Source organism: Sulfitobacter sp. KMM 9851, assembly GCF_057178245.1.
In genome coordinates, this window is sequence record NZ_CM169991.1 from 394,218 (window position 1) to 420,748 (window position 26,531).

Below are 26,531 nucleotides of genomic sequence, written 5' to 3' on the forward strand. Positions count from 1 at the left end.
AAAGCCCCGGCGTTTCCACCGGGGCTTTGATCTGTCAGGTCGCGAAGGATTTACTCCTCTGCGCCTTCCTCTTTCTTCACTTCTTCGCCGGTTTCCTGATCGACGACTTTCATCGACAGGCGCACCTTGCCGCGATCGTCAAAGCCCAAAAGCTTCACTTTCACTTCCTGGCCTTCCTTCAGAACGTCCGAAGGGTGATTCAGGCGGCGGTTTTCGATCTGAGACACGTGGACCAGGCCGTCGCGCTTGCCAAAGAAGTTCACGAACGCACCGAAATCGACGATTTTCACAACCGTACCGGTGTAAACTGCGCCTTCTTCTGGCTCTGCGACGATCGAGTAGATCATCTCATAGGCCTTCTTGATCGCTTCGCCATTGGCGCTTGCAATCTTGATGATGCCTTCGTCGTTAATGTCGACTTTGGCGCCGGACACTTCGACGATCTCGCGGATCACTTTACCGCCGGACCCGATAACTTCACGGATCTTGTCGGTTGGAATCTGCATGGTTTCAATGCGTGGCGCGTGTTCGGAGAATTCTCCGGCACCCGACAACGCTTTGTTCATTTCGCCCAGAATGTGGATACGACCCGCTTTGGCTTGTGCCAGGGCTTTCTCCATGATCTCGGGCGTGATGCCTGCGATCTTGATGTCCATCTGCAAGGAGGTGATCCCCGCTTCGGTACCCGCAACCTTGAAATCCATGTCGCCAAGGTGGTCTTCGTCACCCAGGATGTCCGACAGGATCGCGTAAGACCCATCTTCTTCCAGGATCAGACCCATAGCCACACCGGCAACAGCCGATTTCAGCGGAACGCCTGCGTCCATCATGGACAAGGAGCCACCGCAGACGGACGCCATCGAGGAAGAGCCGTTGGATTCTGTAATCTCGGACACCAAGCGGATGGTGTAGGGGAAATCAGTCGACGCCGGCAGAACCGCCTGCAACGCGCGCCATGCCAGTTTACCGTGACCGATTTCACGACGACCGGGAGGGCCCACGCGCCCAACTTCGCCAACCGAATAGGGAGGGAAGTTATAGTGCAGCAGGAAGTTAGATTTGAAGTTGCCGTGCAGCGCGTCGATGAACTGTTCGTCATCGCCGGTGCCCAGAGTGGTCACAACCAGACCCTGCGTTTCACCACGGGTGAACAGCGCCGAACCGTGGGTGCGTGGCAGGATGCCGGTTTCGCAGACGATATCGCGGATTTCGTCGGTCTTGCGGCCGTCGATACGCTTGCCTGTTTTTACCACATCGCCGCGCAGGATGCTGGCTTCGAGCTTTTTGAGGGCGGAGCCGAGGTTGGCATCGTCCAGTTGCTCGTCGGTCAGCGATGCCTTGATCGTGTCGCGTGCAGCAGCAACAGCGGCGGTGCGCTCTTGCTTGTCAGCGATGGCAAAAGCAGCGCGCATGGCTGTCTCGCCAGCCGCTTTAACAGCAGCGGAAAGATCAGAGTAATCAACCGGCTGGAAATCAAACGGTTCTTTCGCGGCGTCTTCGGCCAGATCGACGATCAGGTCGATGACGGGCTGAATGTTGTCGTGGGCGAACTTAACGGCACCCAGCATTTCTTCTTCCGACAGCTCATAGGCTTCGGATTCAACCATCATCACCGCGTCTTTGGTGCCGGCAACAACCAGGTCAAGGCGCTGTTCGGGGTTCAGGCGCAGGTCCTGCATGTCGTCGACGGTGGGGTTCAGGATGTATTCGCCATCCTCAAAACCAACGCGGCATGCAGCGATCGGGCCCATGAATGGCGCGCCAGAGATAGTCAGCGCGGCAGAGGCGGCGATCATTGCAACCATGTCGGGGTCATTGACCAGATCGTGGCTCAACACGGTGCACATCACCAGAACTTCGTTTTTGAAGCCGGGGACGAACAGCGGGCGGATTGGGCGGTCAATCAGACGGCTTGTCAGCGTCTCTTTTTCCGTCGGGCGCGCCTCGCGCTTGAAGAAACCGCCGGGAATTTTACCCGCGGCATAGTATTTCTCATTGTAGTGCACGGTCAGCGGAAAGAAGTCCTGCCCCGGCTTTTGTTGGCGTGCAAAGGTGACGTTTGCCATGACGGACGTCTCGCCATAGGTGGCAATCACTGAACCGTCCGCCTGACGGGCAACTTTGCCGGTTTCCAGTGTCAGCGTCTCTTCGCCCCACTGGATCGATTTTTTCGTTACATTAAACATCTACGTTTCCTGTTTCGGCCCATTGGCCATTTCATAGGGGCCGTATTGCCCCTGACTCCGGTATCTTTTTTTCGGGCGCTGGAGTCCGGGCGCCGGATTTCAGATTGCGCGGGCATACATGTTTTTATGGTAGATGGGAAGGGCGCAGTGCGCTGCAGGGCCGCGGCGCGGTGCCACGAAAGCTCAGTCGGGCAGGCAGATGCGGAATGTCGCACCAACGCCGACCTCGCCGGTAGCGATCAAATGCCATCCGAAACGATCGCAGATGCGGCGGCACGTGGCCAGACCGACGCCGCTGCCTTCGATATTGCTGTCGGCATGCAAGCGTTTGAAAGGTTCAAACATCCGTTCCGCCAATGTGTTGTCAAAGCCGAGGCCATTGTCGCGTAATTCGATCGCACTGCCCTTTACGCCCGTAGTGCAACGGCTGATGCGGATATGCGGCGCACGGATCGGATCGCGGTATTTGATGGCATTGCCGATCAGGTTTTCAAACAGTTGGTGCAGTAACACAGGATCAGCCTGGACCATGCCAAGATCACCCACCACCGCAATGCTGCCCTGCGACGTGGCAATGACCTGCCCCAGGTTTTCTTGCACCGTTTCTACAACATGTCTGACCTCAACCATCTGCGTTTCGACAGCACCCTTTCCGGCGCGGGCAAATCCCAGCAGGCGGGAAATCAGCCGGGACAGCCGATCTGCCGCCGCATTGGCAAGCAGCATCATCTCGCGCGCTTCGAGCGGGAGCGCATCACCATGATCTTCTTCGATAAATTGCAGCAGCATAGAAATATTGCGCAATGGCGCCTTGAGGTCATGGGCCGCGATTGCGCTGAATTGCTCAAGCTCATCGACGGTACTTTTCAACAGAAAGCTTTGTTCGCGCGCGCGCGCGGCGGTCGAGTTGGTCGCGCGCAATTCGCCGGTCAGCTTGGTAAAGGTGCTGTGCATTTTTGTTGTCTCGCGGTGCATCAGGAGGAAGCTGTCCGGCCTGCGCCGCGTCTCATGGCATAGTGGTACAACCTTGAACCGCAACTTGGCCCATGGCGTGCCCTGATCGTTGCGTAGGGGCAGAGTGACGGACCCGCTGCTTGCGCCGACAACGATATCTTTCATCACCCGCGCGGTGCCTTGCGCAAAGACATCCGAAACCTGAATGTCCTCGCGACCGGATTTTCCTGACAGCGTGTGGAAGAACGCGCGGGCCTGGTTATTGACCACTTCGATACAGCCGTCGCGTGACACGATCAGCATGATCTGGGGCAGATGCTCAAGCGTCAGGGACAACAGTGCTTTGGAGGTACCCAGATCAGCTGTAATACTCACGTCCCTCCCCGTCAGGATCGAAATAGACGGTGACCCGGCACCCGTCGTCGCCTCTGGCAATCGTCCGGTCAAGCGATACACGCGCATAGCCGAGGTTGTTGGCCGCGATGCGCCCAAAGACATTCGATGTCATCATGCATAGTGATTCCCGTTCTTTGACGTAGGCGCCAAAGGGGCAGGCAGTGTTCACGAGTACGATCTTGTCGGCGTCCATCGATTCGATCGAGAAGCCCCCGTCGATCCGCGCCTTAAGGTCTACCAAAGCGGCGGCGACCTGTGCCAGATCAAGTGTGTCGGTGCCTGCTGCTGCGAGGTATTCATCATTCATCAACTCGCCAATGCGATTGCCGACGACCGAAATGAACCCCTCTGCCTCTTCCAAGCCTATGGTCTCTTCCAGCGTACCGGAAAGTTCGCGCAGCAGCTCGCGCAGGAATTGATCCCGGTCGCGCGGGGGCGCTTTAGAAGTGAATTGTGAGACCGGATTGTTCAACATTACCTCCAAAATCAGAGGCAGAATGACCCTTTCAGGCTTAAAATACCTTTAATGGCAGCCCCTCACGGCGATATAATCTGGTCGTAACCGTCCCCCGAGCATAAAAAAACCTCCCGGTGCGGACCGGGAGGTTTCGATGTCTTACAACAACCGGACGGGCCGGTGATGCGGATCTGGCTTAGCGGCGCAGGCCCAGACGTTTGATCAGGTCCTGGTAACGGGCCTCATCCTTGGTCTTGACGTAGTCCAGCAGCTTGCGGCGTGTCGCGACCATTTTCAAAAGGCCACGGCGACCGTGGTTGTCTTTCTTGTGGGTCTTGAAGTGCTCGGTCAGCGTGGCAATGCGCGACGACAGAATGGCAACTTGTACTTCGGGCGAACCGGTGTCGCCTTCTTTGTTGCCGAAATCTTTCATGACTTTGGCTTTTTCTTCAGCGGTAATCGACATCGGGGTCTCCTTTCGGGAAAATGTTGATATGAATGGCGCAGGCCGGGATGTCGTCCAGCACAGGCCCATGGAGAAATCACCCACCGATGGGAATCAGCAGGCGATGGGGGCGTATAGGGGGAATTGCCGCGATTGGCAAAGGCATATTGCACAGACGGGCGGCCGAGGGCGTCCTTATGCCGCTGCGAGACCCAGTTCAAATGCCGCGCTTAGCGGGATCAGCGCGATGTCAGAGCCGTCAATGCTATCCCCTGCCACTGTGGCCACCACAATGTCGCCCATCAGAATCAGCGATTGATTGGCATCCTCTGAGTTCTGCACCACGGATACTGGCGGCTCGGCACTATCTTCGCTGCGGTCATCCCAGACAAACAGCAGCGAATCATTGCCGGATTCAAAGTCCATGATCGTGATCCCGTGGCCTGCGCTGATCCAATCCCCCATCACGATCTGATCGGCGCCCGTGCCAGCCGTCACAATATCGTCCTGACCGGCAATGATCACGTCATCGCCGCCGCCACCGTTGAGGAAATCGCTTTCATCACTGTCTGTGATGCCCGCCTCGTCGGGGTCGTCTTCAATGCCACTGAGCGTGTCATTGCCCCATCCGCCGAACAGGCTGTCATTGCCCTGTCCGCCGTACAACACGTCGTCATGCAACCCGCCTTGCAGCGCGTCGTTGCCATCATCGCCAAACAGCAGGTCGTCCCCGGCAGAGCCTTGCAGGTGGTCGTCACCGCCGCCGCCATGCAAGGTATCGCGATCGTTGTGGCCTACCAGCATATCGTCGTCGTCCCCGCCAAAGATGGCGTCCTCGCCATCCTGGCCGTGAACTGTGTCCTGTCCGATTCCGCCGAACAGGGTGTCGTTGCCTAGGTCACCGTGCAGGTCGTCGTTGCCCGCGCCGCCGTTAACCAGATCATTGCCTTCGTAGCCGCCAAGCTGATCATCTCCGGTGCCACCGGTCAAAATGTCATCATCCGCAGTCCCTACGATGATGGCACCCGTATCGGGGATGGTTTGGCCAGTCTCGCCATCTGCCAGTAACTCGTCTTCGTCAGCGGTGCCGATTTCAACGTAGGCCACTGCACCAACGGCCATCAGACCCATCATTCCCGCTAACCACAACATATGTTGATCCCACCAGTTAAATCACGGGTACCCCACACACCCATCCGATGATGATACAACCACAAGATGTCGACAAATGCGAAAGCTTATGACCGCGATGGTTAACCACGTCTTACCCTTGTCGGGTCGGCGCCTCCCAGATGACCGGCAACTGTCGATACGGCAGATAAAGCGGATGCTTGGGATGGCCTGCCTTGGACAGACCCAGATGAAAAAGCGGCGTGGACCCGCTGTGCAGCATCTGCGTCACCGTTTCACCCCGGCCCAGGTGGGCGCCGTGCACGCCCCAGGCCGCGATGATCTGGTCTGCCCAATCGGCACCGTCGGTCAGAACATCATCATTGGCCGGGCCGATCGGATCGGCGGCAGCGCGCATATCGCGCGGGTCGGTGGCGCGCCAAGCAAAGATATTGGTCACCCGAAACCCGCCAAACCCCAGCACGCGCGCACGTCGTTCACAGCGCTCGACTGTGGGGTCGTTCTGCACTTCTGTGGCGGTCGAGGGGTTGAGCATCACGAACATCACCCGCGGTGCTGCGTCGCTCCAGACCCGTGTCAGGCTGTAACGGTACTGCTCGCACCCCGAATAGACGGCGGTTGATGGGGCGTCGCCCTTGGTATGCGTGCGGGTAATCATGCGGGCCTTAGCCCGCGTCAGGTACAGATGGCAGGTTAAACACCCGGCTGGGGTGCAATTCACCGGCCTTGAACCGGCCGACCGCGACAGGCACGCCATCGAAAGATGCCCAGCATTCATCGCCGTATTCTACATCATGGGCGATGACCATGCCGGGGTTTCCGTTGCGCAGACGGGTGGCGCCTTCGGCCGTTGCCTTTACCTGTGGCAATTCGGACAGGCCCTGCTCCAGCGGCAGCAGATAGCTGTCCAGTTCCGGTGTGCGCGCCATGGCCTCGATCTGATCGAGCGTCAGCGCCTGTGAGGCCTCGAATGGTCCCGACCAGATGCGGCGCAATTCGCGGACGTGGCCCAGACAGCCCAGTTTTTCACCCAAATCGCGTGCGATGGAACGGACATAGCCGCCCTTGCCGCAGACCATTTCCAACGTGACGTGATCCGCATCGGGGCGATCGGTCAACAGGAGGCTTTCGACCCAAAGCGGGCGCGCGGCGAGGTCCATTGCCTCGCCCTCGCGGGCCAGTTTATACGCACGCTGACCGTCGATCTTGACCGCCGAGAACTGCGGCGGAACCTGCTGGATGTCCCCGATGAAAGCGGCCAGTGCATCCTTGATCGCGGCATCGTCCGGGCGCAAGTCAGAGGTACCCAGCACCTCGCCTTCGGCATCATCCGTATTGGTAGAAATGCCCAGCCGCACGGTAAATTCATACGCTTTCAGCGCGTCGGTGATATAGGGCACGGTCTTGGTCGCCTCGCCCAGTGCGATGGCCAGAACGCCGGTCGCATCAGGGTCTAGCGTCCCGGCATGACCTGCTTTTTTCGCCTCAAGCGCCCAGCGGACCTTGTTTACCACGGTGGTCGAGGTCGGCCCGGCGGGCTTGTCCACCACCAGCCAGCCTGAGATATCGCGGCCTTTGCGTTTGCGTGCCATGTCTTGCTCTTTCATCAAATCCGGTGGTGTCGTCTAACGGCTCTGCGCGGGTCTGCCCAGCCCGGAGGCGGCGAAAAATGTCATTTTGCCCTGAAAGCAGGTCAGTTCGCGGGCTTTACGACGCCAATGATCGGCCCCAGCCGGGTAAACCCGGCCCCGTCCCGGCGCAGATCGGGTGCGCGCAGCCGCGAAATATTACCATCGAAATACAGCGCGTTGGGCAGTTTCAGATGATCCCGAAACAGCCGCCCGAAACTATGAAACGTCACGATATCGTTGGAAATCACGAATACCGCGCGTTTGCCATCCGCGCTGGTGCCCACACCGTTACGAATATAGCGTGACGTGCTGTCGGGCAGGAAGCGCGGGTGCAGCGCGCCATCAATCACCAACATGGGACCGGATTGCGTGGCAAATCGGCAGGTGGGATTTTGCCTGACAAAGCGCTTCGTCTCAAACACATCGGCGCGGCCCTTGCGCAGGCACAATACCCCATTGGGCAGCAAGCCGAAGTTACCTGGCCCGGCGTTACTGATCACGCGCTTGGCCTCGCGGCCTTCTTCGACATAATGACCAACAGGGGATCGGTCTTCGTGGTACATGCCCGCGTTCATGGCAAAGCCCAGCCGCAGCCCGCGCCTGTTCAAATCTGCATCCAGCGTGCCAAAATAGCCATAGGGTTGACCGTCAGCATTGTTCAGAAACAGCCGCAGATCTTCGCGGGTCAGATCGACGTCGCAGATCGTGTAGGACGTGCCATCATAACTGGTATTGGAACACGTCGCCGCCCCGGCAGAGGTGACATTCAGTGCGACAAGCGCCAGCGCGATCAAAGCGACCCGGATCACGCGTCTGGCATATCGTCTGGATTGGTATCGGGTGCCTCCGCGTCACGGCGCACCACGTCCTGCGCCAGCATCCGGCGCGTGTCATCCATCCGGTCGAATGTCTCGTCCAACTGAAACCGCAGATCGGGTGCGAACTTCAATGTCAGCTTCTTGGATAACAACCGCCGCAATTCGCCTTTGTTGCGCGACAAAAGTTTCAGCACCTCATCCTTGCCCTGTCCACCCAGCGGCAGCACATAGGCCGTGGCGATCTTGAGGTCGGTGGAAACGCGCACCTCGCCAACGGTGATCGACATGCGGTTCAGGTCAGTGTCATGCACATCGCCACGCTGTAGCACCTCGGACAGGGCCCGGCGGATGGTTTCACCCACCCGAAGCTGACGTTGCGTTGGGCCTGCGCCCTCGGAAAAATTGTTCTTAGCCATGGGTGTCATCTAAGGCTTTGCATCCGCTTTGCCAAGCGCTGCGCGAGCAGTTACACCGGGCAAGCAATTCGATGCCAAGCCGCGCAGGAGACGAGCGATGACCAAGACCCCCGGCATAGCCGTGACAGGTGCCTCAGGCCGTATGGGCCAGATGCTGATCCGCGAAATCGCGGCCAGTGAAAAGATGCACCTTGCTGCAGCGATAGAAAGGTCTGGCCATGATTGGGTCGGGCAGGATGTGGGCGTCGCGATGGGCGGCGGCACGACAGGCGTGATCGTCACTGATGATGCCGCCGCTGGCTTTGCGCAGGCACAGGCGGTAATCGATTTTACCGCGCCGCAGGCCACGGTCGCTTTTGCAAGGCACGCGTCAGAGGCGGGGATCGTGCATGTGATCGGCACAACCGGGATGAGCGATGATGAAATCGCCTCATTGGCCCCGTCGGCGCAAGGCGCGGTGATCATCCGCGCGGGCAATATGAGCCTTGGGGTCAACCTGCTGACGCAACTGACCAAACGCGTCGCGGCGGCGCTGGACACCGATTACGATATCGAAATCATCGAATCACATCACAACATGAAGGTCGACGCGCCCTCTGGCACCGCGCTGATGCTCGGCGAAGCTGCCGCCGAAGGACGCGGTGTGAAATTGGCCGACGTCTCTGACCGGGGCCGTGACGGCATCACCGGCGCGCGCAAAACTGGCGACATCGGGTTCACAGCGATCCGGGGCGGCGACATCGTGGGCGAGCACGACGTGATGTTTGCAGCGGCCGGCGAACGGATCATCCTGCGCCACATCGCCTCTGATCGGGCGCTGTTTGCGCGTGGCGCGCTCAAGGCGGCGCTTTGGGGGCAGGGACGTGCGCCGGGTGAATACGACATGCTGGATGTGCTTGGGCTGAAAGATTAACCCTCGACGTATGACTGCACCGCGACCAGCGGCGGTTTTCAGCGCAGGCGTTTGTCGGTAAAACTGAACCAATTGACAGATCGCCACGTATCCTTCCCATAGCCAATAGCCTGGGAGAGACCGATGAAACCTGTTTACGCCGTATTTTTCGCCGCGCTGACGGGGCTGGCAGCCAGCCCCGCCTTGGCCGAGTTTGCTAAGGTCGCCAGCGAGCAAGAGTTCATCGCCCTGATTTCAGGAAAGAAACTGACCCGCCCGTTGGTCAAGATCGAAGTCAGCCCCAGCGGTCAGATTTCTGGCACCGGCGCGTCCTGGGCTGTCACTGGCCAGTGGCAGTGGCAGGGCAGCTATTTCTGCCGCAGTCTCGAGTGGGGCGGCGATGACATGGGCTACAACTGTCAGGAAGTCGCATCCGACGGTGGCCGCATCCGCTTTACGTCGGACCAAGGCGCTGGGGACGCGGCGATATTCGCTTTGAAATAGGCTCAGAAGTCGACCGCGATCCCTTTGTTTTCCCAGTCTCCGTATCGTACTGGCTCTGGCCCCTCGCGGCCCCCCAATTCCGTTGGGCGCACCACGTCGGCCGCCTGCCTGCGGCGGTCCTCAGCCTCGGCCAATGCGCGCTGTGCAGCGGCAGGTAAATCGGGGCCCGGCGCAGGCTTGGGGCCGTTTGGCGTGTCGGGAATTGGCGCAGGCGCGGGTTTTGGATGAGGCGGCAGATCGGGGGCAGGCGTGGGATGGGGGCGTGGATCGGGCATATCAGGACCTCTTGAGGCAAGTTCATCCTTGATATACGCCGCCCTATGGCCCAGACAACCCGGCAACCCCGATTGACCGACCCCAGACAGGAAAAGACGAATGGCAGACACAGGCGTTCAGGCCCGCAGAAGCGCGGTTTATCTGTTGGACCACATCCTTGATGAGGACGAGCCGCGCCTGATGTCGGAATTGCTCGCGGGTGGCGCGCTGGACAAATTACCCCCCGATGACCGCGCGCGCGCGCAGCGCTTGGCGCTTGATACCCTGCGCGGGATGGAACGGGCCGATCGCCTGTTGCAGAAACATCTGCAGAAATCGCCGCCGCTGACCGTGCGCAATGTGTTGCGCGTCGGCACGGTCGAGCTGTGTCAGGGCGGCGCTGCGCATGGGGTTGTGAATGCAATGGTTACGCTGGTGTCGCAACATCGAACGCTGAGCCACCTCAAGGGGCTGACCAATGCCGTGCTGCGCAAAATAGCGGCACAGGGGCCCGAGGCCTGGGGTGCCTTGCGCCCGCCGCGCCTGCCAAAATGGTTGCGCGGGCCGCTGCTGGAAGCCTGGGGCAGCGATGCGATCGCGGCGATGGAGGCCGCACATTTTGCCGGTGCGCCGCTCGATCTTACCGCCAAGGGTGACACCGCTGCATTGGCCGAAGCCGTAGGCGGCACGTTGCTGCCGACAGGGTCGGTTCGGGTTGTCGATGCGGGCCAGGTCTCGGCCATGCCGGGTTTTGCCGACGGCGACTGGTGGGTGCAGGACGCTGCCGCCGCGATCCCCGTGCGCGTGCTGGCGCCGCAGCCCGGCGAAACTGTGCTTGATCTCTGCGCCGCTCCAGGGGGCAAGACCATGCAGCTGGCCGCCGCGGGTGCCAAAGTAACCGCAGTCGACAGTTCGTCGCCGCGTATGCAGCGGGTGGGTGAAAACCTGACGCGCGTGGGGCTCAAGGCCAAAACGCTGACGATGGATGCCCGCGCCGTGACCGGGGAATACGACGCGATCCTGCTTGACGCGCCCTGTTCTGCCACAGGCACCATGCGGCGGCATCCTGATCTGCCCTATGCCAAGGACGGGTCTGAGTTCGGCACGTTGATTGAATTGCAGTCCGAGCTGATCGACCACGCCTGGAGCCTGCTAAAACCCGGGGGGCGTCTGGTTTTTTGTACGTGCAGCCTATTGCCCGACGAGGGCGAGGTGCAGGTAGACGAAGCGCTGGAACGCCACGGCGATATGACAGTGGACCGCGCGGCGCTGGCGTTGCCCGGTGTGGACAATGCTTGGGTCACGTCCGAGGGCGGATTGCGGCTGCGGCCGGATTACTGGGCTGAGCGTGGCGGCATGGACGGGTTTTACATCGCCTGTTTACGCAAGGCGTAGGGACGTGCCGGGGGGCCAGCCCCCCGAAGTCCCCCGGGAATATAAAGACCAAAAAGAAAGACAAGAGCGGCATTAGCAGCGCTTTCGGGGTTCAGGCGCCCTGAGGCGGATTGGCGATGCTGAGGTAGTCGGCTTTGGGGAGGTCGATCAGAGCCCTGATGCCGAGCGCGGCTGTATCCGCAGGTGTGAGTGCCGCAATGGCGTCGCTGATCGCGGCGAATGTGTCTGCGCGATTGGCAGTAGCGGCAGCGATATAGGGAAGGCCAGGCGTGGGCGGCGTGGTGTCGAGCACGCGTAGGGTTTTTGCAAAGCTGTCGTGCTGCTGTATCAACCGCCAGGAGACGGCATCAAGCGCCGCAATGTCGGCGCGGTTCTCGGCGATGGCGCGGGCCGAGGCGCGGTGGCCGTCGCTTTGGCTGCGGTTCTGAAACCAGAACCCCTGCCTCATGGTGTGGGCGTAGGGTGCTGCATAGCCGGATTGCGAGAAGGTCTGGTTGTACGTGAAGCGGGCGGTTTCATAGTCAGGCAGCGTCCTGCGCGCATCGTCAGCGCGGGTGATAAAGACGCTGTTGTAGTACCCGGGCGGGCAGTTCGGGACGCCGAAATCGGGGGTGCCGACAAGTGTGACGTGATCGTGCAGCCACAACCGATAAGGCATGCCGCAGGTCTGGCTAAGGACAAGATCGGGCGCATTCCAGACCTCAAACTCATCAGCATCGTTGCTGAGGGTTTCGGGCGCGTCGATGCCCCGGCTGGCGAGGGCCTGACGGATCAGTGCCCAGTAGCGCGCGTTGGCGTCCGCCAGTTCGGGGCGCAGGTACATCATCAGGCTGGCGATCATCGTGGTGCTCCGGCAGGGTAGGACATGTGTAGGGGTGTGCATTGCGCCAAGGCAAGCGTTGGAAAAGCGCCTGCGCGGTCAGCAAACGGTCAACCACGGGCCTTGGACCGCACCAAACCCGCTCATTCCCCGCCCGCCCCGAAAAAGCGGTGACTCACTGTCGCGTGGCGGGTATGCTGCATTCAAACGCCATCAGAGCGTCAAGGGCAGCATAGATATGATTAACACAACCAGCGTGATGGCGCGCACGGCGCGGCTTCTGAACCGGTGGCATGCTTGGGCGGCGACGCGCAGGCGGGCGCAGGCGATCGGCTTTGTGTCCTCGCCCGAACCGCGCACCATCGGGTCTTATGCACGCGGGCGCCAGCTGGTCGCGGGGAATTACCTGTTTGCGGGCACCCTGTTGTCCGAGCCGGACAGGTCGTTGTGGGATATTACCCCTCCGGATGCATCGTTTGCGGCCGAGCTTCATGGCTTTGCATGGATGGATGACCTCGCCGCTGTCGGCGATGTGGCGGCGCGCGGCGCGGCGCAGCGTTGGCTTTGGGGGTGGATCGAGACATATGGCAAGGGAAATGGCCCGGGCTGGACGCCGGACCTGACCGGGCGGCGGTTGATCCGTTGGATCAACCATGCGCTGTTTATGCTGCGCGGGACCGAAGCCGAGCAAAGCGATGTGTTCTACCGATCGCTGGTACAGCAAACGCATTTCCTGTCGAAACGCTGGCGCGGTGCGGCGCCGGGACTGCCGCGGTTCGAGGCGCTGACCGGGCTGATTTATGCCGGGTTGTCACTGGAGGGGCAGGAGGGGCTGGCTGATCCCGCAATCAAGGCATTGGCGCGCGAATGCACGGCGCAGATCGACGCACAGGGTGGGCTGCCCACACGCAACCCCGAAGAATTGCTGGCGGTCTTTACCCTGCTGACATGGGCCGCAGCGGCGCTGAGCGATGCCGGGCGCAGCACCCCCAAAGAGCATCTGACCGCGATTGAACGGATTGCCCCCACGCTGCGCAGTCTGCGCCATGCCGATGGCGCGCTGGCGCGGTTTCACGGTGGCGGGCGCGGCGCCGAAGGCTGGCTGGATCACGCACTGGCAGCGGCCAAGGCCAAGACGCGGCACGCGGATGGGCTCGCGATGGGGTATGCGCGGCTGTCGGCGGGGCGCACCAGCGTCATTGTCGATGCCGCGACGCCGCCGCGCGGGGCGGCGTCATATAACGCCCATGCCTCGACCCTCGCGTTTGAGCTGACATCGGGGCGGCGGCCCTTGGTGGTGAACTGCGGGTCGGGGGCGTCTTTCGGGCTGGAATGGCGGCGGGCGGGGCGCGCGACGCCGTCGCATTCCGCGATGTCACTGGTGGGCCATTCTACTGCGCGTCTGGCAGAACCGGACCGCGACACGGGTCTGGAGGCGTTGATTGACGGCCCCAGCCATGTGCCGGTGGAAATCGGACAAGCCTCGGACGGGCTGCGGTTTCAGGGCGGGCATGACGGCTATCTGTGCAGCCACGGATTGACCCATGCGCGCATGTTAGAGCTGACACTCGATGGTCGGGGGCTGGCCGGTGAGGACATGCTGCTGGTGCTCGAGGACAGCGAAAAGCGCCGCTTTGACCGGGCGCTCGACGCGACCAAGCTTAAGGGCATCGCCTTTGACATCCGGTTTCACCTGCACCCGGATGTGGACGCAACGGTCGATCTGGGCGGAGCGGCAATTTCGATGGCGCTAAAAAGCGGGGAAATCTGGGTGTTTCGACATGATGGCACCCATAATCTGTCTTTGGAGCCGGGGGTTTACCTGGAAACCACCCGCTTGAAACCACGCGCGGCGCAGCAGATCGTGCTGTCGGGTTTTGCAATGAACTATGCCACGCGGGTCAGGTGGTCCTTGTCCAAAGCGCAGGAAACTGCGATTGGCGTGCGGGATCTGTCAATCGACGATCCCTATGTTGACGAAGCCTGACCCAGAGGACCAGCCCCATGCCCGATCTGCACCCCATCAAACGCGCCCTGCTATCTGTTTCCGACAAAACCGGATTGATTGATCTGGGCAAGGCACTGGCGGCGCGCGGGGTTGAACTGCTCAGCACCGGAGGCACGGCAAAGGCGCTGCGCGAGGCGGGACTTGACGTGCGCGACGTGGCCGATGTGACCGGCTTTCCCGAAATGATGGATGGCCGGGTGAAAACCCTGCATCCGGTGGTGCATGGCGGATTGCTGGCGCTGCGCGACAATGACGAACATATGGCCGCGATGACGGAACATGGCATTGGCGAAATTGATCTGGTCGTGGTCAACCTTTATCCGTTTGAGGAAACTGTCGCCAAAGGTGCGGAATATGCCGAGGTGATCGAAAACATCGATATTGGCGGCCCCGCAATGATCCGCTCTGCCGCGAAGAACCACGGTTTTGTGAATGTGGTCGTGGATGTCGAAGATTACGCCGAAGTCATCGCCGAGATGGAGGCAAACGACGGCCAGACGACCTATGCCCTGCGGCAGCGGTTGGCGCAGACGGCCTATGCCCGTACGGCGGCCTATGACACGGCAGTCAGCACATGGATGGCGGCGCAGGTTGGCGGCACGCCACGGCGACGCAGCTTTGCCGGGACACTGACACAGACCCTGCGGTACGGCGAAAACCCACATCAGCAGGCGGCGTTTTATACCGATGGCAGCACCGCCCCCAGCTTGGCCACCGCCCAGCAGCATCAGGGCAAGGAGCTGTCGTATAACAATATCAACGACACCGATGCGGCCTTTGCCTTGGTCAGTGAATTTGACCCCGCAGATGGCCCGGCCTGTGCGATCATCAAACACGCCAACCCCTGCGGCGTGGCGCGCGGTGCCACGATGCTTGAGGCTTACACGCGGGCCTTCGATTGCGACCGCACGTCGGCGTTTGGCGGGATTATCGCGCTGAACCAGCCGCTCGATGGACCCACAGCCGAAGCGATTGCAGCGATTTTCACTGAAGTGGTGATCGCCCCCGGGGCCGACGCCGACGCGCGGGCAGTTTTTGCCGCCAAGAAAAACCTGCGCCTGCTGACCACTGACGGTCTGGCCGATCCGGCGGCGGCGGCACTTGCCGTGCGGCAGGTCGCGGGCGGGTTTCTGGTGCAGGACAAGGATGTGGGTCGGATCACCCGTGACGATCTGAAGGTCGTGACCAAACGCGCGCCGTCGGATCAGGAACTGGATGACATGCTGTTTGCCTGGACCGTCGCGAAACACGTCAAATCGAATGCCATCATCTATGTGAAAAATGGCGCAACCGTGGGGGTCGGCGCGGGCCAGATGAGCCGGGTCGACAGCACCCGCATCGCCGCACGCAAATCACAGGACATGGCCGAGGCGATGGGGATGGCCGCGCCGCTGACCCAGGGGTCTGTCGTGGCGTCCGATGCGTTCTTCCCCTTCGCTGACGGCCTGATCACGGCGGCAGAAGCCGGGGCGACCGCACTGATCCAGCCGGGTGGGTCGATGCGCGACGACGAAGTGATCGCGGCGGCAGATGAAGCCGGGCTCGCGATGGTGTTCACCAACATGCGCCACTTCCGGCACTGAGCGGGGCGATCAACATGCGGAATTTCGGCATCGCGGCCTTTGCGGCCTTCATGATCGACCAGATCAGCAAATACGTGGTCATCCATATGATGGAACTGGCACGCATACGCTCGATTGATGTGCTGCCACCGGTGCTGAATTTCCGCTATGGCGAAAACCGGGGAATCAACTTTGGCCTTGGCGGCGACATGAGCCAATGGGTGCTGATTGCCCTGGCACTGGTGATCTGCGTCGGCGTCACCGCTTGGCTCTGGCGGGCGCCGCAGGGGCGCTGGGGCATGATCAGCGGTGGTTTGCTGGTCGGTGGTGCCTTGGCCAACGTGGCGGATCGGCTGATCTACGGCTACGTGCTCGATTTCCTGAACAACAGTTGCTGCGGTATCACCAACCCATTTGTGTATAACATCGCAGATGTGTTCATCTTTGCCGGCGCGCTGGGGTTGATCCTGTTCACGGGTGACGCAAAAGCCGCGCGTCAGGTACGCAATAAAAAAGGTCAGTGACATTGCCTGCCTGCCTGCGATATTGAAGGGCAGACCCCGAAAGGAGACACCATGCGCCTCACCGCTGTATTTTGCCTGATCACGCTGGCTTTGTCGGCCTGTTCCAATCAGGGGTTGCGCGACCTGCGCTCGAACGCGGCCGGGCCGGATGAATTCATGATCCAGCCGGTGAAACCGCTCGAAGCGCCGACAGACTTTTCCGCACTGCCCACACCCACCCCCGGACAAGCGAACCTTGCTGACCGTTCTGCGGTTGCCGAGGGAGCTGCTGCCTTTGGCGGGCGGCTGGATACCGGTGGCGCGGTGCCTGCCAGCGATGGCGCACTGGTGCAGCATGCCGGGCGTATGGGTGTCGCGCCCAACATTCGTGGCACATTGGCCGAAACCGACGCGCAGTTCCGCAAACGCAAGGCGCGGTTCACGCAATTCCGCATTGTGCCGGTAGATCGCTACGACCAAGCCTACAAGCGTCAGGCGCTGGACGCCAACAGCGAGGCCGCCCGCTGGCGCCGGGCCGGTGCGCGCACGCCATCTTCACCACCACAGTCCACACGTTTCCGTTGATCCGCTTGAAACTGGCCTGAGGCCACGTAAGTAAGGTGGCGACGGACAGTTTTAAGGATACCTCATGATCCGATTGCCGATGTTTGCTGCCCTGTGCACCTTGATGGCGCAGGTGGGGCCCGCGCAGGCCCGCGACAACGAAGCGGTAACGCATTTCACCCTGGATAATGGCATGGATGTGGTGGTCGTCGAGAACCACCGCGCGCCGGTGGTGCAACAGATGGTCTGGTACCGCGCCGGATCAGCGGATGAGCCGAAGGGATCGTCTGGCGTTGCGCATTTTCTGGAACATCTGCTGTTCAAAGCCACTGATAAGCTGGACGCGGGCGAGTTTTCCGCCACCGTCGCCGCCAATGGTGGGCGCGACAATGCCTTTACCAGCTATGATTACACCGCCTATCACCAGCGTATCGCCGCAGACCGTCTGGGCCTGATGATGGAGATGGAATCGGATCGGATGAAAAACATCCGCCTGACACCCGACAATATCCGCACCGAACGCGATGTGATCCTCGAAGAACGCAACCAGCGCACCGAAAATAACCCCGGCGCCCTGTTCAACGAACAGATGAACGCCGCACAGTATCTCAACCACCGCTATGGCACCCCGATCATCGGCTGGAAACATGAGATGCAGCAGCTTGATCTGGACGATGCACTGTCGTTCTACAAAACCTATTATTCGCCTAATAATGCCATCCTTGTGGTGTCCGGTGACGTCACCCCCGACGCCGTGCGCACATTGGCCGAGGCCACTTATGGTGCGATCCCGGCCAATGCCGACCTCCCCGAACGCCTGCGCACCGAAGAGCCGCCCCAAACCGCCGAGCGGCGGCTGATCTTCCGGGACGCGCGGGTGGCGCAGCCCTATGTCAGCCGATCTTATCTGGCACAGGAACGTGACAGTGGCGCGCAGGAAAAAGCGGCGGCGCTGACCATGCTCAGCCAGATCCTTGGCGGTGGCACCACGTCATTCCTGACCGAAAAACTGCAATTCGACAGCCAGACCGCGACCTATACCGGCGCGTTCTACAACGCCAATACGCTGGACGACACGACCTTTGATCTGGTTGTCGTTCCCGCCGCCGGCGTCACGCTGCAAGAGGCCGAAGATGCGCTGGACGCGGCCCTGACCAGTTTCATGGAAACAGGCGTGGATGCGCAGCAGCTAGACCGCATCAAGCTGCAAATTCGTGCCGATCAAATCTATGCCCGCGACGATGCCGACCGTGTCGCCAGCCGCTATGGCAGCGCGCTGGCCATCGGGCTGACGGTAGAGGATGTGCAGGCTTGGCCCGATGTGCTTGAGGCCGTGACCGCCGAAGACATCATGCAGGCCGCGGCCGAAGTTTTTGACAGGCGTGCCTCTGTCACCGGATGGCTGATGAAGGAGGACGCGAAATGAAGTTTGTCTTTGCCCTGATCGTCACGGTTTTTGCCGCGCTGCCCCTGCGGGCAGAGGTGGATATCAAATCGGTCACCAGCCCTGGCGGCATCACCGCTTGGCTTGTTGAGGAACATTCGATCCCCTTTGCCGCGCTGGAAATTCGCTTTCGCGGGGGGGCGTCGTTGGACGCAGCGGGCAAACGCGGCGCGATCAACCTGATGACCGGATTGCTGGAGGAAGGCGCCGCCGACATGGATGCCCGCGCCTTTAGCCGCGCCACAGAAGAGTTGGCGACCTCGCTGGGGTTTGACGTGTCAGACGATTCACTGTCGATCTCGGCGCGCTTTCTGACCGAAAACCGCGACGCTTCGGTCGCACTGCTGCGCGCGGCCCTGCTGGAGCCCAGGTTTGACCCGCAGGCCATCGAACGGGTGCGCGGACAGGTCCTGTCGATCATCCAGTCCGATGAAAAAGATCCCGACGACATCGCAGGCCGGACCTTTGACCGCATTGCCTACGGTGATCACCCTTACGGGTCGTCCCTGAATGGTACGCAGGACAGCGTCGCGGCGCTGACTCGCGATGATCTGCTGGCGGCACACAAGGCCGTGTTGGCTCGCGACCGGATCTATGTCGGTGCCGTGGGCGATATTTCACCCGAGGAACTGGGTGCCTTGCTGGATGACCTGCTGGGCGATCTGCCCGCAACAGGTGCGCCGATGCCACCGCGCGTCGAGGTCGATATTCCCGGCGGTGTCACCGTGGTGGATTTTGCCACGCCGCAGTCCGTGGCCGTGTTCGGCCATGGTGGCATGGCGCAGGAAGACCCCGATTTCTTTGCCGCGACCGTGCTGAACCAGGTGTTGGGCGGTGGGTCATTCGAATCGCGTCTGATGAACGAGGTCCGCGAGAAACGCGGGCTGACTTACGGGGTCTATTCCTATCTGGTGCCGCGCGATCTGGCCGAAACCTATATGGGGTCTGTCAGTTCGGCCAACGACCGTATCGCCGAAGCAATCGCCGTGATCCGCGATGAATGGGCCAAGGCAGCGACCGAGGGCATCACCCAGCAAGAGCTGGACGACGCAAAGACCTATATCACCGGGGCCTATCCGCTACGCTTTGATGGCAATGCGCCGATTGCGAATATCCTTGTGGGGATGCAGATGTTGGGCCTGCCGATCGATTACATTGCCACCCGCAACGACAAGGTCGAAGCGGTGACGCTGGCCGATGTAAAACGTGTGGCAGGTGAACTACTGGACCCGGATGGGCTGCATTTCGTGGTCGTGGGTCAGCCCGTAGGGTTGCAGACAACCGCGCCACAGCAGAATTGACGCACTGACAGGCTGCGGTTTTGCGCCTGTCCCCCGAGGGGGGGCAGGCAGCGCCTCCGGCGGGAGGTTTATTTGGCCGGATAAAGCTGGGGGGGTGTGGTGCCTTACTCCCCGTAGGGCACCCAGATGTTCTTGACCTCGGTGGCGGCGCTCAGGAATGCGCGGCCTTCGCCATCGGCCCCCATCCAGTCACGTGCCATGCCATGATTGACCCATGTGCGTTTGATGTTGCTGGCGGCCGCTTTTTCGACAACCGCTGACAACGCCGCTGCGCCGAAGGACCATACCGCGTCAATATCCATGTGGCCTGCCATTGGATCAGCCAGATCAGCCTGTGGGCCGGTCAGAATGTTGACGACGCCGCCCGGCACGTCAGAGGTTTCCAACACCTGCACGAAATCGGTGGCGGCGAGCGGGAACGCCTCGCTGGCCGACAGGATCACGCGGTTGCCCATGGCAATGGCTGGGGCCATCAGGCTGATCAGGCCCAGCAGCGGGGCCTCTGTCGCGCAAAGCGCGCCGATGACGCCGACAGGTTCCTTCATCGCCAGCGCCACGCCCCGGATCGGGACGCCGTGCACCTGACCATCATATTTGTCGGCCCAGGCGGCATAGGTGAACAGGCGGTTAACGCAGGCGTCGACCTCTTTACGGCCTGTCTTGCCGCCCTGCATGGCATCAAGGCGGGCGGCAAATTCATCGCCGCGCGCCGCAAGGTTTTCGGCGATGTAGTAAAGAATCTGCGCGCGCAGGTGGCCGGTGGTTTTCGACCAACCCTTTGCGGCATGGGCGGCCTCGACCGCGTTGCGCACATCCTTGCGGTTGGCAATACTGGCGTGTCCCAGCAATGCGCCGGATTTCCCCCAGACAGGCATGGAATAGCCGCCGTCGGGGCGCACCTGTTTGCCACCGATATAGAGTTTCGCCGTGCGGTCGATGCTGTCGGCGGGGGCCCCGTCACCGGTGAAGGGTTCGATTGATTTCAGCTTGTTGGCGCTGCCTTTGGGCTGGGTGTAACTGGCCAGCCCTTCCCAACCGCCTTCGCGGCCAAAGCCGCTTTCGCGCACACCGCCAAAACCAGCGGCAGCATCCATCAGATTGGTGCCATTGACCCAGACAATGCCTGCGGCCAATTGCGGCGCGATATCCAGCGCCAGATTGACGTTCTCGGACCAGATCGTCGCGGCAAGGCCATAACGGGTGTTATTGGCCAACTGCACCGCCTCGGCGGGGGTGCGAAAGGTGGTAGAGACCAACACAGGGCCAAAGATTTCTTCCTGCATCAGCGTGTCGGCAGGGTTTAGCCCGGTGATCAGTGTGGGTGGGTAGAAACAGCCGCTCTCAGGCATTTCTGTCTGCGCGACAAAGCGTTCGCCGGCGCTGTTGGCATCCACCATGTCACTGACGCGTTTAAGCTGGACCGGATCGACCAGCGCGCCCACGTCGATGCTTTTGTCCAGCGGGTTGCCGATGCGCAGTTTCTCCATGCGCGCGCGCAGTTTGGTGTAGAAACGATCGGCAACGGGTTCATGCACCAACAGGCGCGACCCGGCGCAGCAGACCTGACCCTGATTGAACCAAATGGCGTCAACCAACCCTTCGACGGCTGAATCCAGATCGGCATCGTCGAACACGATATAGGGCGATTTGCCGCCCAGTTCGAGGCTCAGCGCCTTGCCAGATCCGGCGGTGGCCTGGCGGATTTTGCGGCCCACGGGGGTGGAGCCGGTAAAGGCGATTTTGTCGATGTCGGGATGGTTCACGATCATCTCACCCACAGCCCCATCGCCGGTCACGATGTTCACGACACCCTTTGGCAGGCCGGCCTGACGGCAGATATCGGCGAACAGCATCGCGGTCAGCGATGTATACTCCGCCGGTTTCAGCACCACGGTATTGCCCATCGCCAGCGCTGGCGCGATTTTCCATGCCAGCATCAGCAGCGGGAAATTCCACGGGATGATCTGGCCGCAGACCCCCAAAGCGCGGGCGTCGGGCAGTTCTGTTTCCATCAGTTGCGCCATGCCGGCGTGATAGTAAAAATGCCGCTGGGCCAGCGGCACGTCGATATCGCGCGCTTCGCGGATGGGTTTGCCGTTGTCCAGCACTTCGAGCACGGCAAACAGGCGGGCGTGTTTTTGCAGCAGCCGGGCGAGGGCATAGATATGGCGCGCGCGGGCGTGGCCGCCGATTTTCTCCCACTTTGGCTGGGCTTTTCGCGCCGCGCGTACAGCGGCATCCACATCGCCTTGGGTGGCTTGGGTCAGGGTGGCCAGCACCTCACCGGTGGCGGGGTTGACGCTGTCAAAACCGTCGCCGGGGGCCGTGAATGCCCCGTCGATGAAATGGCCAAAACGATCGCCTTGGTCGACCAACCACGCCAGCGCGTCCGCAGGCGATTCCGGGGCCTGACCGTAATCCATGGTTTCGAATATCTCAGACACGCTCATGCCTTCATCCTTTTACAAATACCTTCCCGCGGCCTGCCGCAGGCTCAGGAAGTCGCGTGGCGGTAACCCGCCGAATAATTGCCCGTCAGGTGGTGTTCCAGCTGCCGCTCAATATCGCCCAGCAGCGACGACGCCCCAAAGCGGAACAGATCAGGCTGTAACCAGCGGTCGCCCAGTTCTTCTTTCATCATGGCCAGATAGGTGATGGCGTCCTTGGCCTTCGATATGCCGCCTGCGGGTTTATAGCCGACGCGGATGCCGGTCCGGTCGTAATAGTCGCGGATGGCGCGGATCATGGTCAGGCTGACGGGTAGGGTGGCGTTCACGCTTTCCTTGCCGGTCGAGGTTTTGATGAAATCGGCACCGGCCATCATGCAGACCAGGCTGGCGCGCGCGACATTTCGCAGGCTGCCCAACTCGCCAGTGGCAAGGATCGCTTTGACATGGGCATCACCACAGGCCGCGCGAAAGGCGCGCATTTCATCATAAAGCGCCTGCCAGTCGCCGCTCAGCACGTGGCGGCGCGAAATCACGATGTCGATCTCGGCAGCGCCTTCGGCCACGCTCATTTCAATCTCGCGGATGCGCAGCTCAAACGGGGACAGGCCCGCTGGGAAGCCCGTGGAGACAGCGGCGATGGGGATGGCGGTGCCTGCGAGGGCGGCGCGGGCGGCAGGGATCATCTCGTGGTAAACGCAGACCGCGCCCACGGTGATCGGCGCCATGCCCAGTGCCTCGAGCAGGGCGGGGGCAACGGGCTGGCGCGCCTTGGCGCAGAGCCGTTCAACCCGGCGGGCGGTGTCGTCGCCCGACAGTGTGGTCAGGTCGATACAGGTGATGGCGCGCAGCAACCATGCAGCCTGATGGGCTTTTTTCACGGACCGGCGGGCGGGCAGCGACGCGGCGCGCCGTTCAATGGCCGAGGTATTGGCCTGTACCGAGCGCACCCAGTTCATATCAAGCGCCATACCATCGTTGCGCGGTTCGGTGACCTGCGGCAGGTGGCCCGACGTGGTGGTCGCGTCGGTTGTTGTAGGGGTCGTGAGGGTGCTGGCCATCGCGCGTCTCCGGGATTTCGTCAAGGGTTCAGGGTGCCATGACGGCGGGGCCGTGGCAAGCGGCGCTAACCCACCGTCATCTGCGCAAGAACTGCACAATTGCCACGCGGGGGCTGCACCCGTGAATGGCACAAGGGCACAAAGAAACTGAGATGAGGACAGGCAGGATGAAGACATATCTGATACGCGGTGTGCCGCTGGCAATGCAGCAGGATGGCTGGTGGTTAAACGGCGCGATTTCGCCGCCGCGCGTACCGGGGCAAACGCAGCATCAAATGCCGACCGGCATGGGGCGTCTGGCGGTGTTGGCGGGGTTGATCCTGCTGGGCGATCTGCTGGTGTGGCAGGTGGTGCCGGGGCTGTCGCTGGCTGTTTTCGGCGCGGCAATGATTTTGGCGGCGCTTTGGGTGGCGCGGCAGCGGGTGACGCGGCAGCGGGCCTCGCTGGTGGGTGGCGGCGCGGTGCTGGTGCTGTTGCCCTTGGTGGAATTGGTGCAGCCGCTGTCGGTGTTGATCGCGGTGGCAGGTCTGTCGGTGGTGCTGGCGCTCTTGGCGGGGTTGCGAACGGGGCAATTGTGGCGCGGGGCGCTGCGGCTGTGGCCGGTGGGCGTGGGGCAGGGGCTGCGTGATCTGCGCGGCGCGGTTCAGGGCCATGATGGGCGCGATACCCAAACGGTGGTGCGGCGGCTAATGATGGGCTGGCTGTTGCCGCTGGCGCTGGGGGCGGTGTTTATTGCCCTATTGCTCGATGCCAACCCAATTGCGCAGCGTTGGGTCGATGGGCTGTGGCAAGTCGATGTGCGACTGCCTTCGGTCTGGCGGATGGTGCTTTGGGGGGTGATTGCAGGGATCGCGTGGACTGCGCTGTCGGTCAGGGGCATGGTCGAGCGGCTGATCCGCACCCCGGTGCCGCGCGCCTTTGGCCCGGCCCGCGAGGGGCTGGTCAACGCCGCCTCTGTGCGCCGGGCGCTGGTGTTGTTCAACGGGGTCTTTGCCCTGCAAACCGCGATGGATGTGATGTACCTTTATGGCGGTGTCGGGCTGCCCGAGGGGATCAGCTATGCCCAATACGCCCATCGCGGGGCCTATCCTTTGGTGGTGACGGCGTTGATGGCGGGGGCCTTTGCGATGGTGACGCGGCGCTGGACAGACGGGGACCGCATGATGCGGGTGCAGTTGATGCTGTGGGTGGCGCAGAATCTGGCCTTGGTGGTCAGCGCGCTGGTGCGGTTGGACCTGTATGTCGGCGTCTACGGGCTGACCCATCTGCGTATGGCGGCGGCAATCTGGATGGCGTTGGTGGCCGTCGGGCTGGGGCTGATCCTGTGGCAGTTGCGCCAGCGGCACGGTAACGATTGGCTGGTGCGGCGTGGCGGGCTTTTGGGGGCGGCGGTGCTATATGGCTGTACCTGGATCAGTTTTGACGCCACCATTGCGCGCTATAATCTGGGCAATCCGGTACAGCGGGATTGGGGCTATCTGTGTTGGCTCGGGGATGTGGGACAGTTGGTGATTGCCCAGGCCGAGGCCGAACGCGGGTACGCGATTTGCCAATATCGCCGCGATGTAGATGTGCCGGATGACTGGCGCGAATGGGGCTTTCGCAACTGGCGCGCGCGCAATAGCCTAAGTACGATCCAAGCCGAGGCCACACCGTGACATTGAACATCTTGATCGTTGATGATGATCCACACATCCGCAGCGTGCTGCGCATCGCGTTGCGCCAGGCGGGGATGGAGGCGGCCGAAGCGGGCGATGGGGCCGAAGGGCTGGCCAAGGCGCGCTCGGGGCGGTTTGACCTGATCGTGCTGGATATTGGCCTGCCGGAAATGGACGGGCTTGAGGTTTGCCGGGCCTTGCGGGTCAGTGACGATACGCCCGTGCTGTTTCTGACCGCGCGCGATGACGAGATCGACCGCGTGCTGGGCTTTGAGCTGGGCGGCGACGACTATGTGACCAAGCCGTTTTCCCCGCGCGAATTGGTGGCGCGGATCAAGGCGATTGTGAAGCGCAATGGCGGTGCACCGGCGGCCCGTGGCTCGGATGCAGGCACGTTGGCGCATGGGGTGGTTCAGATTGACCCCAGTCGTCACGCCTGCACCGTTGCGGGCGCGCCCGTTACCTTGACCGCACGCGAGATGGGAATTCTGGCGCATCTTATGGCGCGTCCTGATCAGGTGGTGCCGCGCCCGGCGCTGACCGACGCCGTCTATGGCGCGCATCTGCATGTGTCGGACCGTACGGTCGACAGCCACCTGCGCAATCTGCGCGCCAAACTGGCGGCTGTGGGATGCGTGGATGCCATCGAAACCTTGCACGGCGTTGGGATCAGGATGGGCGCATGCCGCAGCACCGCGTAGCGCGCAAATGGCGCCCGCCCTTGGCGCTGGTCATCGGCGGCACGCTGGCGGCGGTGCTGGTCTTGCCGGTGGTCGGTATCGGATATTTCAAACTCGCGGGCAGTGTAATGGGCTGGGGCGAGGCGGCGTGGTTGATCGGTGGCATGGCCTTGGTGGCCACCGCGATCCTTGCCTTCCTGCTGTGGCGGCTGGTTCTGCGCCCGGTCTATGCGCTGACGGCCCATGCCCGCGCGATGAAGGCCGGGCGCATCGACGCGCCGCTGCCCCAGCATTTCGGCACACCAGAGTTCAGCGATCTGGGGCAAAGCGTGATCGACATGGGCGAGACCTTGCACAACCGCGCGGCGAGAATGCGCGCTTATGCTGATCACGTGACACACGAACTGAAATCGCCGCTTACGGCCATTACGGGGGCGGCGGAACTGCTGGGTGAGGACCTGCCAGCGGATGACTGCGCCGCGCTGGCCGTCACGATCCGCGACGCCGCCGCGCGGATGGAGCTGTTGCTCAGCGATCTGCGCCGCCATGCCGCTGCGGGGCAATCGCAGGCCAGGGGCAGCGCCGATCTGGTCGACGCGGCCAAAGGCGTGACCGGGATCGCGGTAACCGTCGTGCAAGGCGGGCAGGTGCCGATGCCTGCCGGGCCACTGACCGCTGTTCTGGCGCAGCTTGCGCAGAACGCAGCAGCGCATGGGGCGGACCGTATGCAATTGCACTGGCAGGCGGATGTGCTGCGGATAGACGACAACGGAACTGGCATCGCGCCCGGCAACCGTGCCCATGTGTTCGAGCCGTTTTTTACCACGCGACGCGAAAGTGGCGGCACCGGTATGGGGCTGAGCATCGTACAGGCGCTGCTGGGCGCGCATGGCGGGCAGATCGCGTTGATGTCCGACGGTGGCGGCAGCGATAGTGGACGCGGCGCGCGGTTCGAGGTGACATTCTGACGGGATATTTCGTCACAGCCGCAGGCTCTGGCAAT

The 26,531-nt window shown here is 61.8% G+C and carries 25 protein-coding genes; 12 read left to right on the forward strand and 13 right to left on the reverse strand.

Features of this window, described 5'->3' with window-relative positions:
- Positions 1–50 precede the first annotated feature (50 nt).
- The 9 genes from pnp to rbfA all read right to left on the reverse strand — a co-directional run bounded on the left by pnp (position 51) and on the right by rbfA (position 8,434).
- Positions 51–2,186 (reverse strand): polyribonucleotide nucleotidyltransferase, encoded by a 2,136-nt coding sequence (pnp, locus tag AC1965_RS01915; RefSeq protein ID WP_483885624.1) that lies wholly within the window; start codon positions 2,184–2,186, stop codon positions 51–53.
- 183 nt (positions 2,187–2,369) lie between these two features.
- On the reverse strand, positions 2,370–3,515 hold the full coding sequence (locus AC1965_RS01920) for a sensor histidine kinase (RefSeq protein ID WP_483885625.1): 1,146 nt from the start codon (positions 3,513–3,515) through the stop codon (positions 2,370–2,372).
- The gene (locus AC1965_RS01925) at positions 3,499–4,011 is read right to left on the reverse strand and encodes a methanogen output domain 1-containing protein (protein ID WP_483885626.1); all 513 of its coding nucleotides are present in this window, start codon (positions 4,009–4,011) and stop codon (positions 3,499–3,501) included. The genes AC1965_RS01920 and AC1965_RS01925 overlap by 17 nt, the downstream gene beginning before the upstream one ends.
- 178 nt (positions 4,012–4,189) lie before the next feature.
- Positions 4,190–4,459 (reverse strand): 30S ribosomal protein S15, encoded by a 270-nt coding sequence (gene rpsO / locus AC1965_RS01930; RefSeq protein WP_483885627.1) that lies wholly within the window; start codon positions 4,457–4,459, stop codon positions 4,190–4,192.
- Positions 4,460–4,633: 174 nt separating this feature from the next.
- The gene (locus AC1965_RS01935; protein WP_483885628.1) at positions 4,634–5,560 is read right to left on the reverse strand and encodes a calcium-binding protein; all 927 of its coding nucleotides are present in this window, start codon (positions 5,558–5,560) and stop codon (positions 4,634–4,636) included.
- A 142-nt stretch (positions 5,561–5,702) separates the two neighbouring features.
- Positions 5,703–6,227 (reverse strand): DUF1643 domain-containing protein, encoded by a 525-nt coding sequence (locus tag AC1965_RS01940; RefSeq protein WP_483885629.1) that lies wholly within the window; start codon positions 6,225–6,227, stop codon positions 5,703–5,705.
- Positions 6,228–6,234: 7 nt separating this feature from the next.
- Positions 6,235–7,161, reverse strand: coding sequence for a tRNA pseudouridine(55) synthase TruB (gene truB, locus AC1965_RS01945; protein WP_483885630.1), 927 nt, complete (start codon positions 7,159–7,161; stop codon positions 6,235–6,237).
- Between the two features lie 101 nt (positions 7,162–7,262).
- The gene (locus tag AC1965_RS01950; RefSeq protein ID WP_483885631.1) at positions 7,263–8,009 is read right to left on the reverse strand and encodes a phosphodiester glycosidase family protein; all 747 of its coding nucleotides are present in this window, start codon (positions 8,007–8,009) and stop codon (positions 7,263–7,265) included.
- Positions 8,006–8,434, reverse strand: a complete 429-nt coding sequence (gene rbfA / locus AC1965_RS01955) for a 30S ribosome-binding factor RbfA (protein WP_483885632.1) — start codon at positions 8,432–8,434, stop codon at positions 8,006–8,008. The genes AC1965_RS01950 and rbfA overlap by 4 nt, the downstream gene beginning before the upstream one ends.
- 97 nt (positions 8,435–8,531) lie before the next feature.
- On the opposite strand from rbfA, the gene dapB reads away from it, so the two are divergent.
- Both dapB and AC1965_RS01965 read left to right on the forward strand, forming a co-directional pair.
- On the forward strand, positions 8,532–9,347 hold the full coding sequence (gene dapB / locus AC1965_RS01960; RefSeq protein WP_483885633.1) for a 4-hydroxy-tetrahydrodipicolinate reductase: 816 nt from the start codon (positions 8,532–8,534) through the stop codon (positions 9,345–9,347).
- 123 nt (positions 9,348–9,470) lie between these two features.
- Complete coding sequence (locus tag AC1965_RS01965) at positions 9,471–9,830, forward strand: dihydrodipicolinate reductase (protein WP_483885634.1); 360 nt, start codon at positions 9,471–9,473, stop codon at positions 9,828–9,830.
- Between the two features lie 2 nt (positions 9,831–9,832).
- On the opposite strand, the gene AC1965_RS01970 is transcribed toward AC1965_RS01965, so the two are convergent.
- Positions 9,833–10,033: a DUF1674 domain-containing protein gene (locus tag AC1965_RS01970; protein ID WP_483886960.1), complete on the reverse strand. Its 201-nt coding sequence runs from the start codon at positions 10,031–10,033 to the stop codon at positions 9,833–9,835.
- A gap of 172 nt (positions 10,034–10,205) precedes the next feature.
- Here AC1965_RS01970 and AC1965_RS01975 point away from each other — a divergent pair, with 172 nt between their 5' ends.
- On the forward strand, positions 10,206–11,480 hold the full coding sequence (locus AC1965_RS01975) for an RsmB/NOP family class I SAM-dependent RNA methyltransferase (RefSeq protein WP_483885635.1): 1,275 nt from the start codon (positions 10,206–10,208) through the stop codon (positions 11,478–11,480).
- 91 nt (positions 11,481–11,571) lie between these two features.
- Here AC1965_RS01975 and AC1965_RS01980 read toward each other — a convergent pair whose 3' ends face one another.
- Positions 11,572–12,363 carry a phosphate/phosphite/phosphonate ABC transporter substrate-binding protein gene (locus tag AC1965_RS01980; protein ID WP_483885636.1) on the reverse strand — a complete coding sequence of 264 codons (792 nt, stop codon included), beginning with the start codon at positions 12,361–12,363 and terminating at the stop codon, positions 11,572–11,574.
- A gap of 175 nt (positions 12,364–12,538) precedes the next feature.
- On the opposite strand from AC1965_RS01980, the gene AC1965_RS01985 reads away from it, so the two are divergent.
- The 6 genes from AC1965_RS01985 (at position 12,539) to AC1965_RS02010 (ending at position 19,682) form a co-directional block, all read left to right on the forward strand.
- On the forward strand, positions 12,539–14,287 hold the full coding sequence (locus tag AC1965_RS01985) for a heparinase II/III family protein (protein ID WP_483885637.1): 1,749 nt from the start codon (positions 12,539–12,541) through the stop codon (positions 14,285–14,287).
- A 17-nt stretch (positions 14,288–14,304) separates the two neighbouring features.
- On the forward strand, positions 14,305–15,891 hold the full coding sequence (gene purH / locus AC1965_RS01990) for a bifunctional phosphoribosylaminoimidazolecarboxamide formyltransferase/IMP cyclohydrolase (RefSeq protein ID WP_483885638.1): 1,587 nt from the start codon (positions 14,305–14,307) through the stop codon (positions 15,889–15,891).
- 14 nt (positions 15,892–15,905) lie between these two features.
- Entirely contained in the window at positions 15,906–16,394 is a 489-nt protein-coding gene (gene lspA / locus AC1965_RS01995; protein WP_483885639.1) for a signal peptidase II, read from the forward strand.
- A gap of 51 nt (positions 16,395–16,445) precedes the next feature.
- The gene (locus tag AC1965_RS02000) at positions 16,446–16,958 is read left to right on the forward strand and encodes a DUF3035 domain-containing protein (protein ID WP_483885640.1); all 513 of its coding nucleotides are present in this window, start codon (positions 16,446–16,448) and stop codon (positions 16,956–16,958) included.
- Between the two features lie 79 nt (positions 16,959–17,037).
- A complete protein-coding gene (locus AC1965_RS02005) occupies positions 17,038–18,363 on the forward strand; it encodes a M16 family metallopeptidase (RefSeq protein WP_483886961.1) in 1,326 nt (441 codons plus the stop codon).
- Positions 18,360–19,682: a M16 family metallopeptidase gene (locus tag AC1965_RS02010; RefSeq protein ID WP_483885641.1), complete on the forward strand. Its 1,323-nt coding sequence runs from the start codon at positions 18,360–18,362 to the stop codon at positions 19,680–19,682. The genes AC1965_RS02005 and AC1965_RS02010 overlap by 4 nt, the downstream gene beginning before the upstream one ends.
- A 104-nt stretch (positions 19,683–19,786) precedes the next feature.
- Here the strand turns inward: AC1965_RS02010 and AC1965_RS02015 are convergent, their stop codons facing one another.
- Both AC1965_RS02015 and deoC read right to left on the reverse strand, forming a co-directional pair.
- On the reverse strand, positions 19,787–22,132 hold the full coding sequence (locus AC1965_RS02015; protein ID WP_483885642.1) for an aldehyde dehydrogenase family protein: 2,346 nt from the start codon (positions 22,130–22,132) through the stop codon (positions 19,787–19,789).
- Positions 22,133–22,176: 44 nt separating this feature from the next.
- Positions 22,177–23,190: a deoxyribose-phosphate aldolase gene (gene deoC, locus AC1965_RS02020; protein ID WP_483885643.1), complete on the reverse strand. Its 1,014-nt coding sequence runs from the start codon at positions 23,188–23,190 to the stop codon at positions 22,177–22,179.
- A gap of 167 nt (positions 23,191–23,357) precedes the next feature.
- Between deoC and AC1965_RS02025 the strand changes: the two genes are divergently transcribed.
- The 3 genes from AC1965_RS02025 to AC1965_RS02035 are packed head-to-tail and all read left to right on the forward strand — an operon-like array spanning position 23,358 to position 26,496.
- Positions 23,358–24,848 (forward strand): DUF4153 domain-containing protein, encoded by a 1,491-nt coding sequence (locus tag AC1965_RS02025; RefSeq protein ID WP_483885644.1) that lies wholly within the window; start codon positions 23,358–23,360, stop codon positions 24,846–24,848.
- Positions 24,845–25,549, forward strand: a complete 705-nt coding sequence (locus AC1965_RS02030; RefSeq protein ID WP_483885645.1) for a response regulator transcription factor — start codon at positions 24,845–24,847, stop codon at positions 25,547–25,549. Before AC1965_RS02025 ends, AC1965_RS02030 begins: the two co-directional genes overlap by 4 nt.
- The gene (locus AC1965_RS02035) at positions 25,531–26,496 is read left to right on the forward strand and encodes an ATP-binding protein (protein WP_483885646.1); all 966 of its coding nucleotides are present in this window, start codon (positions 25,531–25,533) and stop codon (positions 26,494–26,496) included. The genes AC1965_RS02030 and AC1965_RS02035 overlap by 19 nt, the downstream gene beginning before the upstream one ends.
- The last annotated feature ends 35 nt before the right edge of the window (positions 26,497–26,531 follow it).

Bases quoted from the DNA above. Each gene is read 5' to 3' on its own strand.
- AC1965_RS01980 (WP_483885636.1), bottom strand. From the start codon at position 12,363: ATGCACACCCCTACACATGTCCTACCCTGCCGGAGCACCACGATGATC.
- AC1965_RS02015 (WP_483885642.1), bottom strand. From the start codon at position 22,132: ATGAGCGTGTCTGAGATATTCGAAACCATGGATTACGGTCAGGCCCCG.
- AC1965_RS01975 (WP_483885635.1), top strand. From the start codon at position 10,206: ATGGCAGACACAGGCGTTCAGGCCCGCAGAAGCGCGGTTTATCTGTTG.
- AC1965_RS02000 (WP_483885640.1), top strand. From the start codon at position 16,446: ATGCGCCTCACCGCTGTATTTTGCCTGATCACGCTGGCTTTGTCGGCC.
- rbfA (WP_483885632.1), bottom strand. From the start codon at position 8,434: ATGGCTAAGAACAATTTTTCCGAGGGCGCAGGCCCAACGCAACGTCAG.
- rpsO (WP_483885627.1), bottom strand. From the start codon at position 4,459: ATGTCGATTACCGCTGAAGAAAAAGCCAAAGTCATGAAAGATTTCGGC.
- AC1965_RS02025 (WP_483885644.1), top strand. From the start codon at position 23,358: ATGAAGACATATCTGATACGCGGTGTGCCGCTGGCAATGCAGCAGGAT.
- AC1965_RS02010 (WP_483885641.1), top strand. From the start codon at position 18,360: ATGAAGTTTGTCTTTGCCCTGATCGTCACGGTTTTTGCCGCGCTGCCC.
- dapB (WP_483885633.1), top strand. From the start codon at position 8,532: ATGACCAAGACCCCCGGCATAGCCGTGACAGGTGCCTCAGGCCGTATG.
- truB (WP_483885630.1), bottom strand. From the start codon at position 7,161: ATGGCACGCAAACGCAAAGGCCGCGATATCTCAGGCTGGCTGGTGGTG.
- AC1965_RS01935 (WP_483885628.1), bottom strand. From the start codon at position 5,560: ATGGCCGTTGGTGCAGTGGCCTACGTTGAAATCGGCACCGCTGACGAA.
- deoC (WP_483885643.1), bottom strand. From the start codon at position 23,190: ATGGCCAGCACCCTCACGACCCCTACAACAACCGACGCGACCACCACG.
- pnp (WP_483885624.1), bottom strand. From the start codon at position 2,186: ATGTTTAATGTAACGAAAAAATCGATCCAGTGGGGCGAAGAGACGCTG.
- lspA (WP_483885639.1), top strand. From the start codon at position 15,906: ATGCGGAATTTCGGCATCGCGGCCTTTGCGGCCTTCATGATCGACCAG.
- AC1965_RS02035 (WP_483885646.1), top strand. From the start codon at position 25,531: ATGCCGCAGCACCGCGTAGCGCGCAAATGGCGCCCGCCCTTGGCGCTG.
- AC1965_RS02005 (WP_483886961.1), top strand. From the start codon at position 17,038: ATGTTTGCTGCCCTGTGCACCTTGATGGCGCAGGTGGGGCCCGCGCAG.
- AC1965_RS01940 (WP_483885629.1), bottom strand. From the start codon at position 6,227: ATGATTACCCGCACGCATACCAAGGGCGACGCCCCATCAACCGCCGTC.
- AC1965_RS01965 (WP_483885634.1), top strand. From the start codon at position 9,471: ATGAAACCTGTTTACGCCGTATTTTTCGCCGCGCTGACGGGGCTGGCA.
- purH (WP_483885638.1), top strand. From the start codon at position 14,305: ATGCCCGATCTGCACCCCATCAAACGCGCCCTGCTATCTGTTTCCGAC.
- AC1965_RS01985 (WP_483885637.1), top strand. From the start codon at position 12,539: ATGATTAACACAACCAGCGTGATGGCGCGCACGGCGCGGCTTCTGAAC.
- AC1965_RS01925 (WP_483885626.1), bottom strand. From the start codon at position 4,011: ATGTTGAACAATCCGGTCTCACAATTCACTTCTAAAGCGCCCCCGCGC.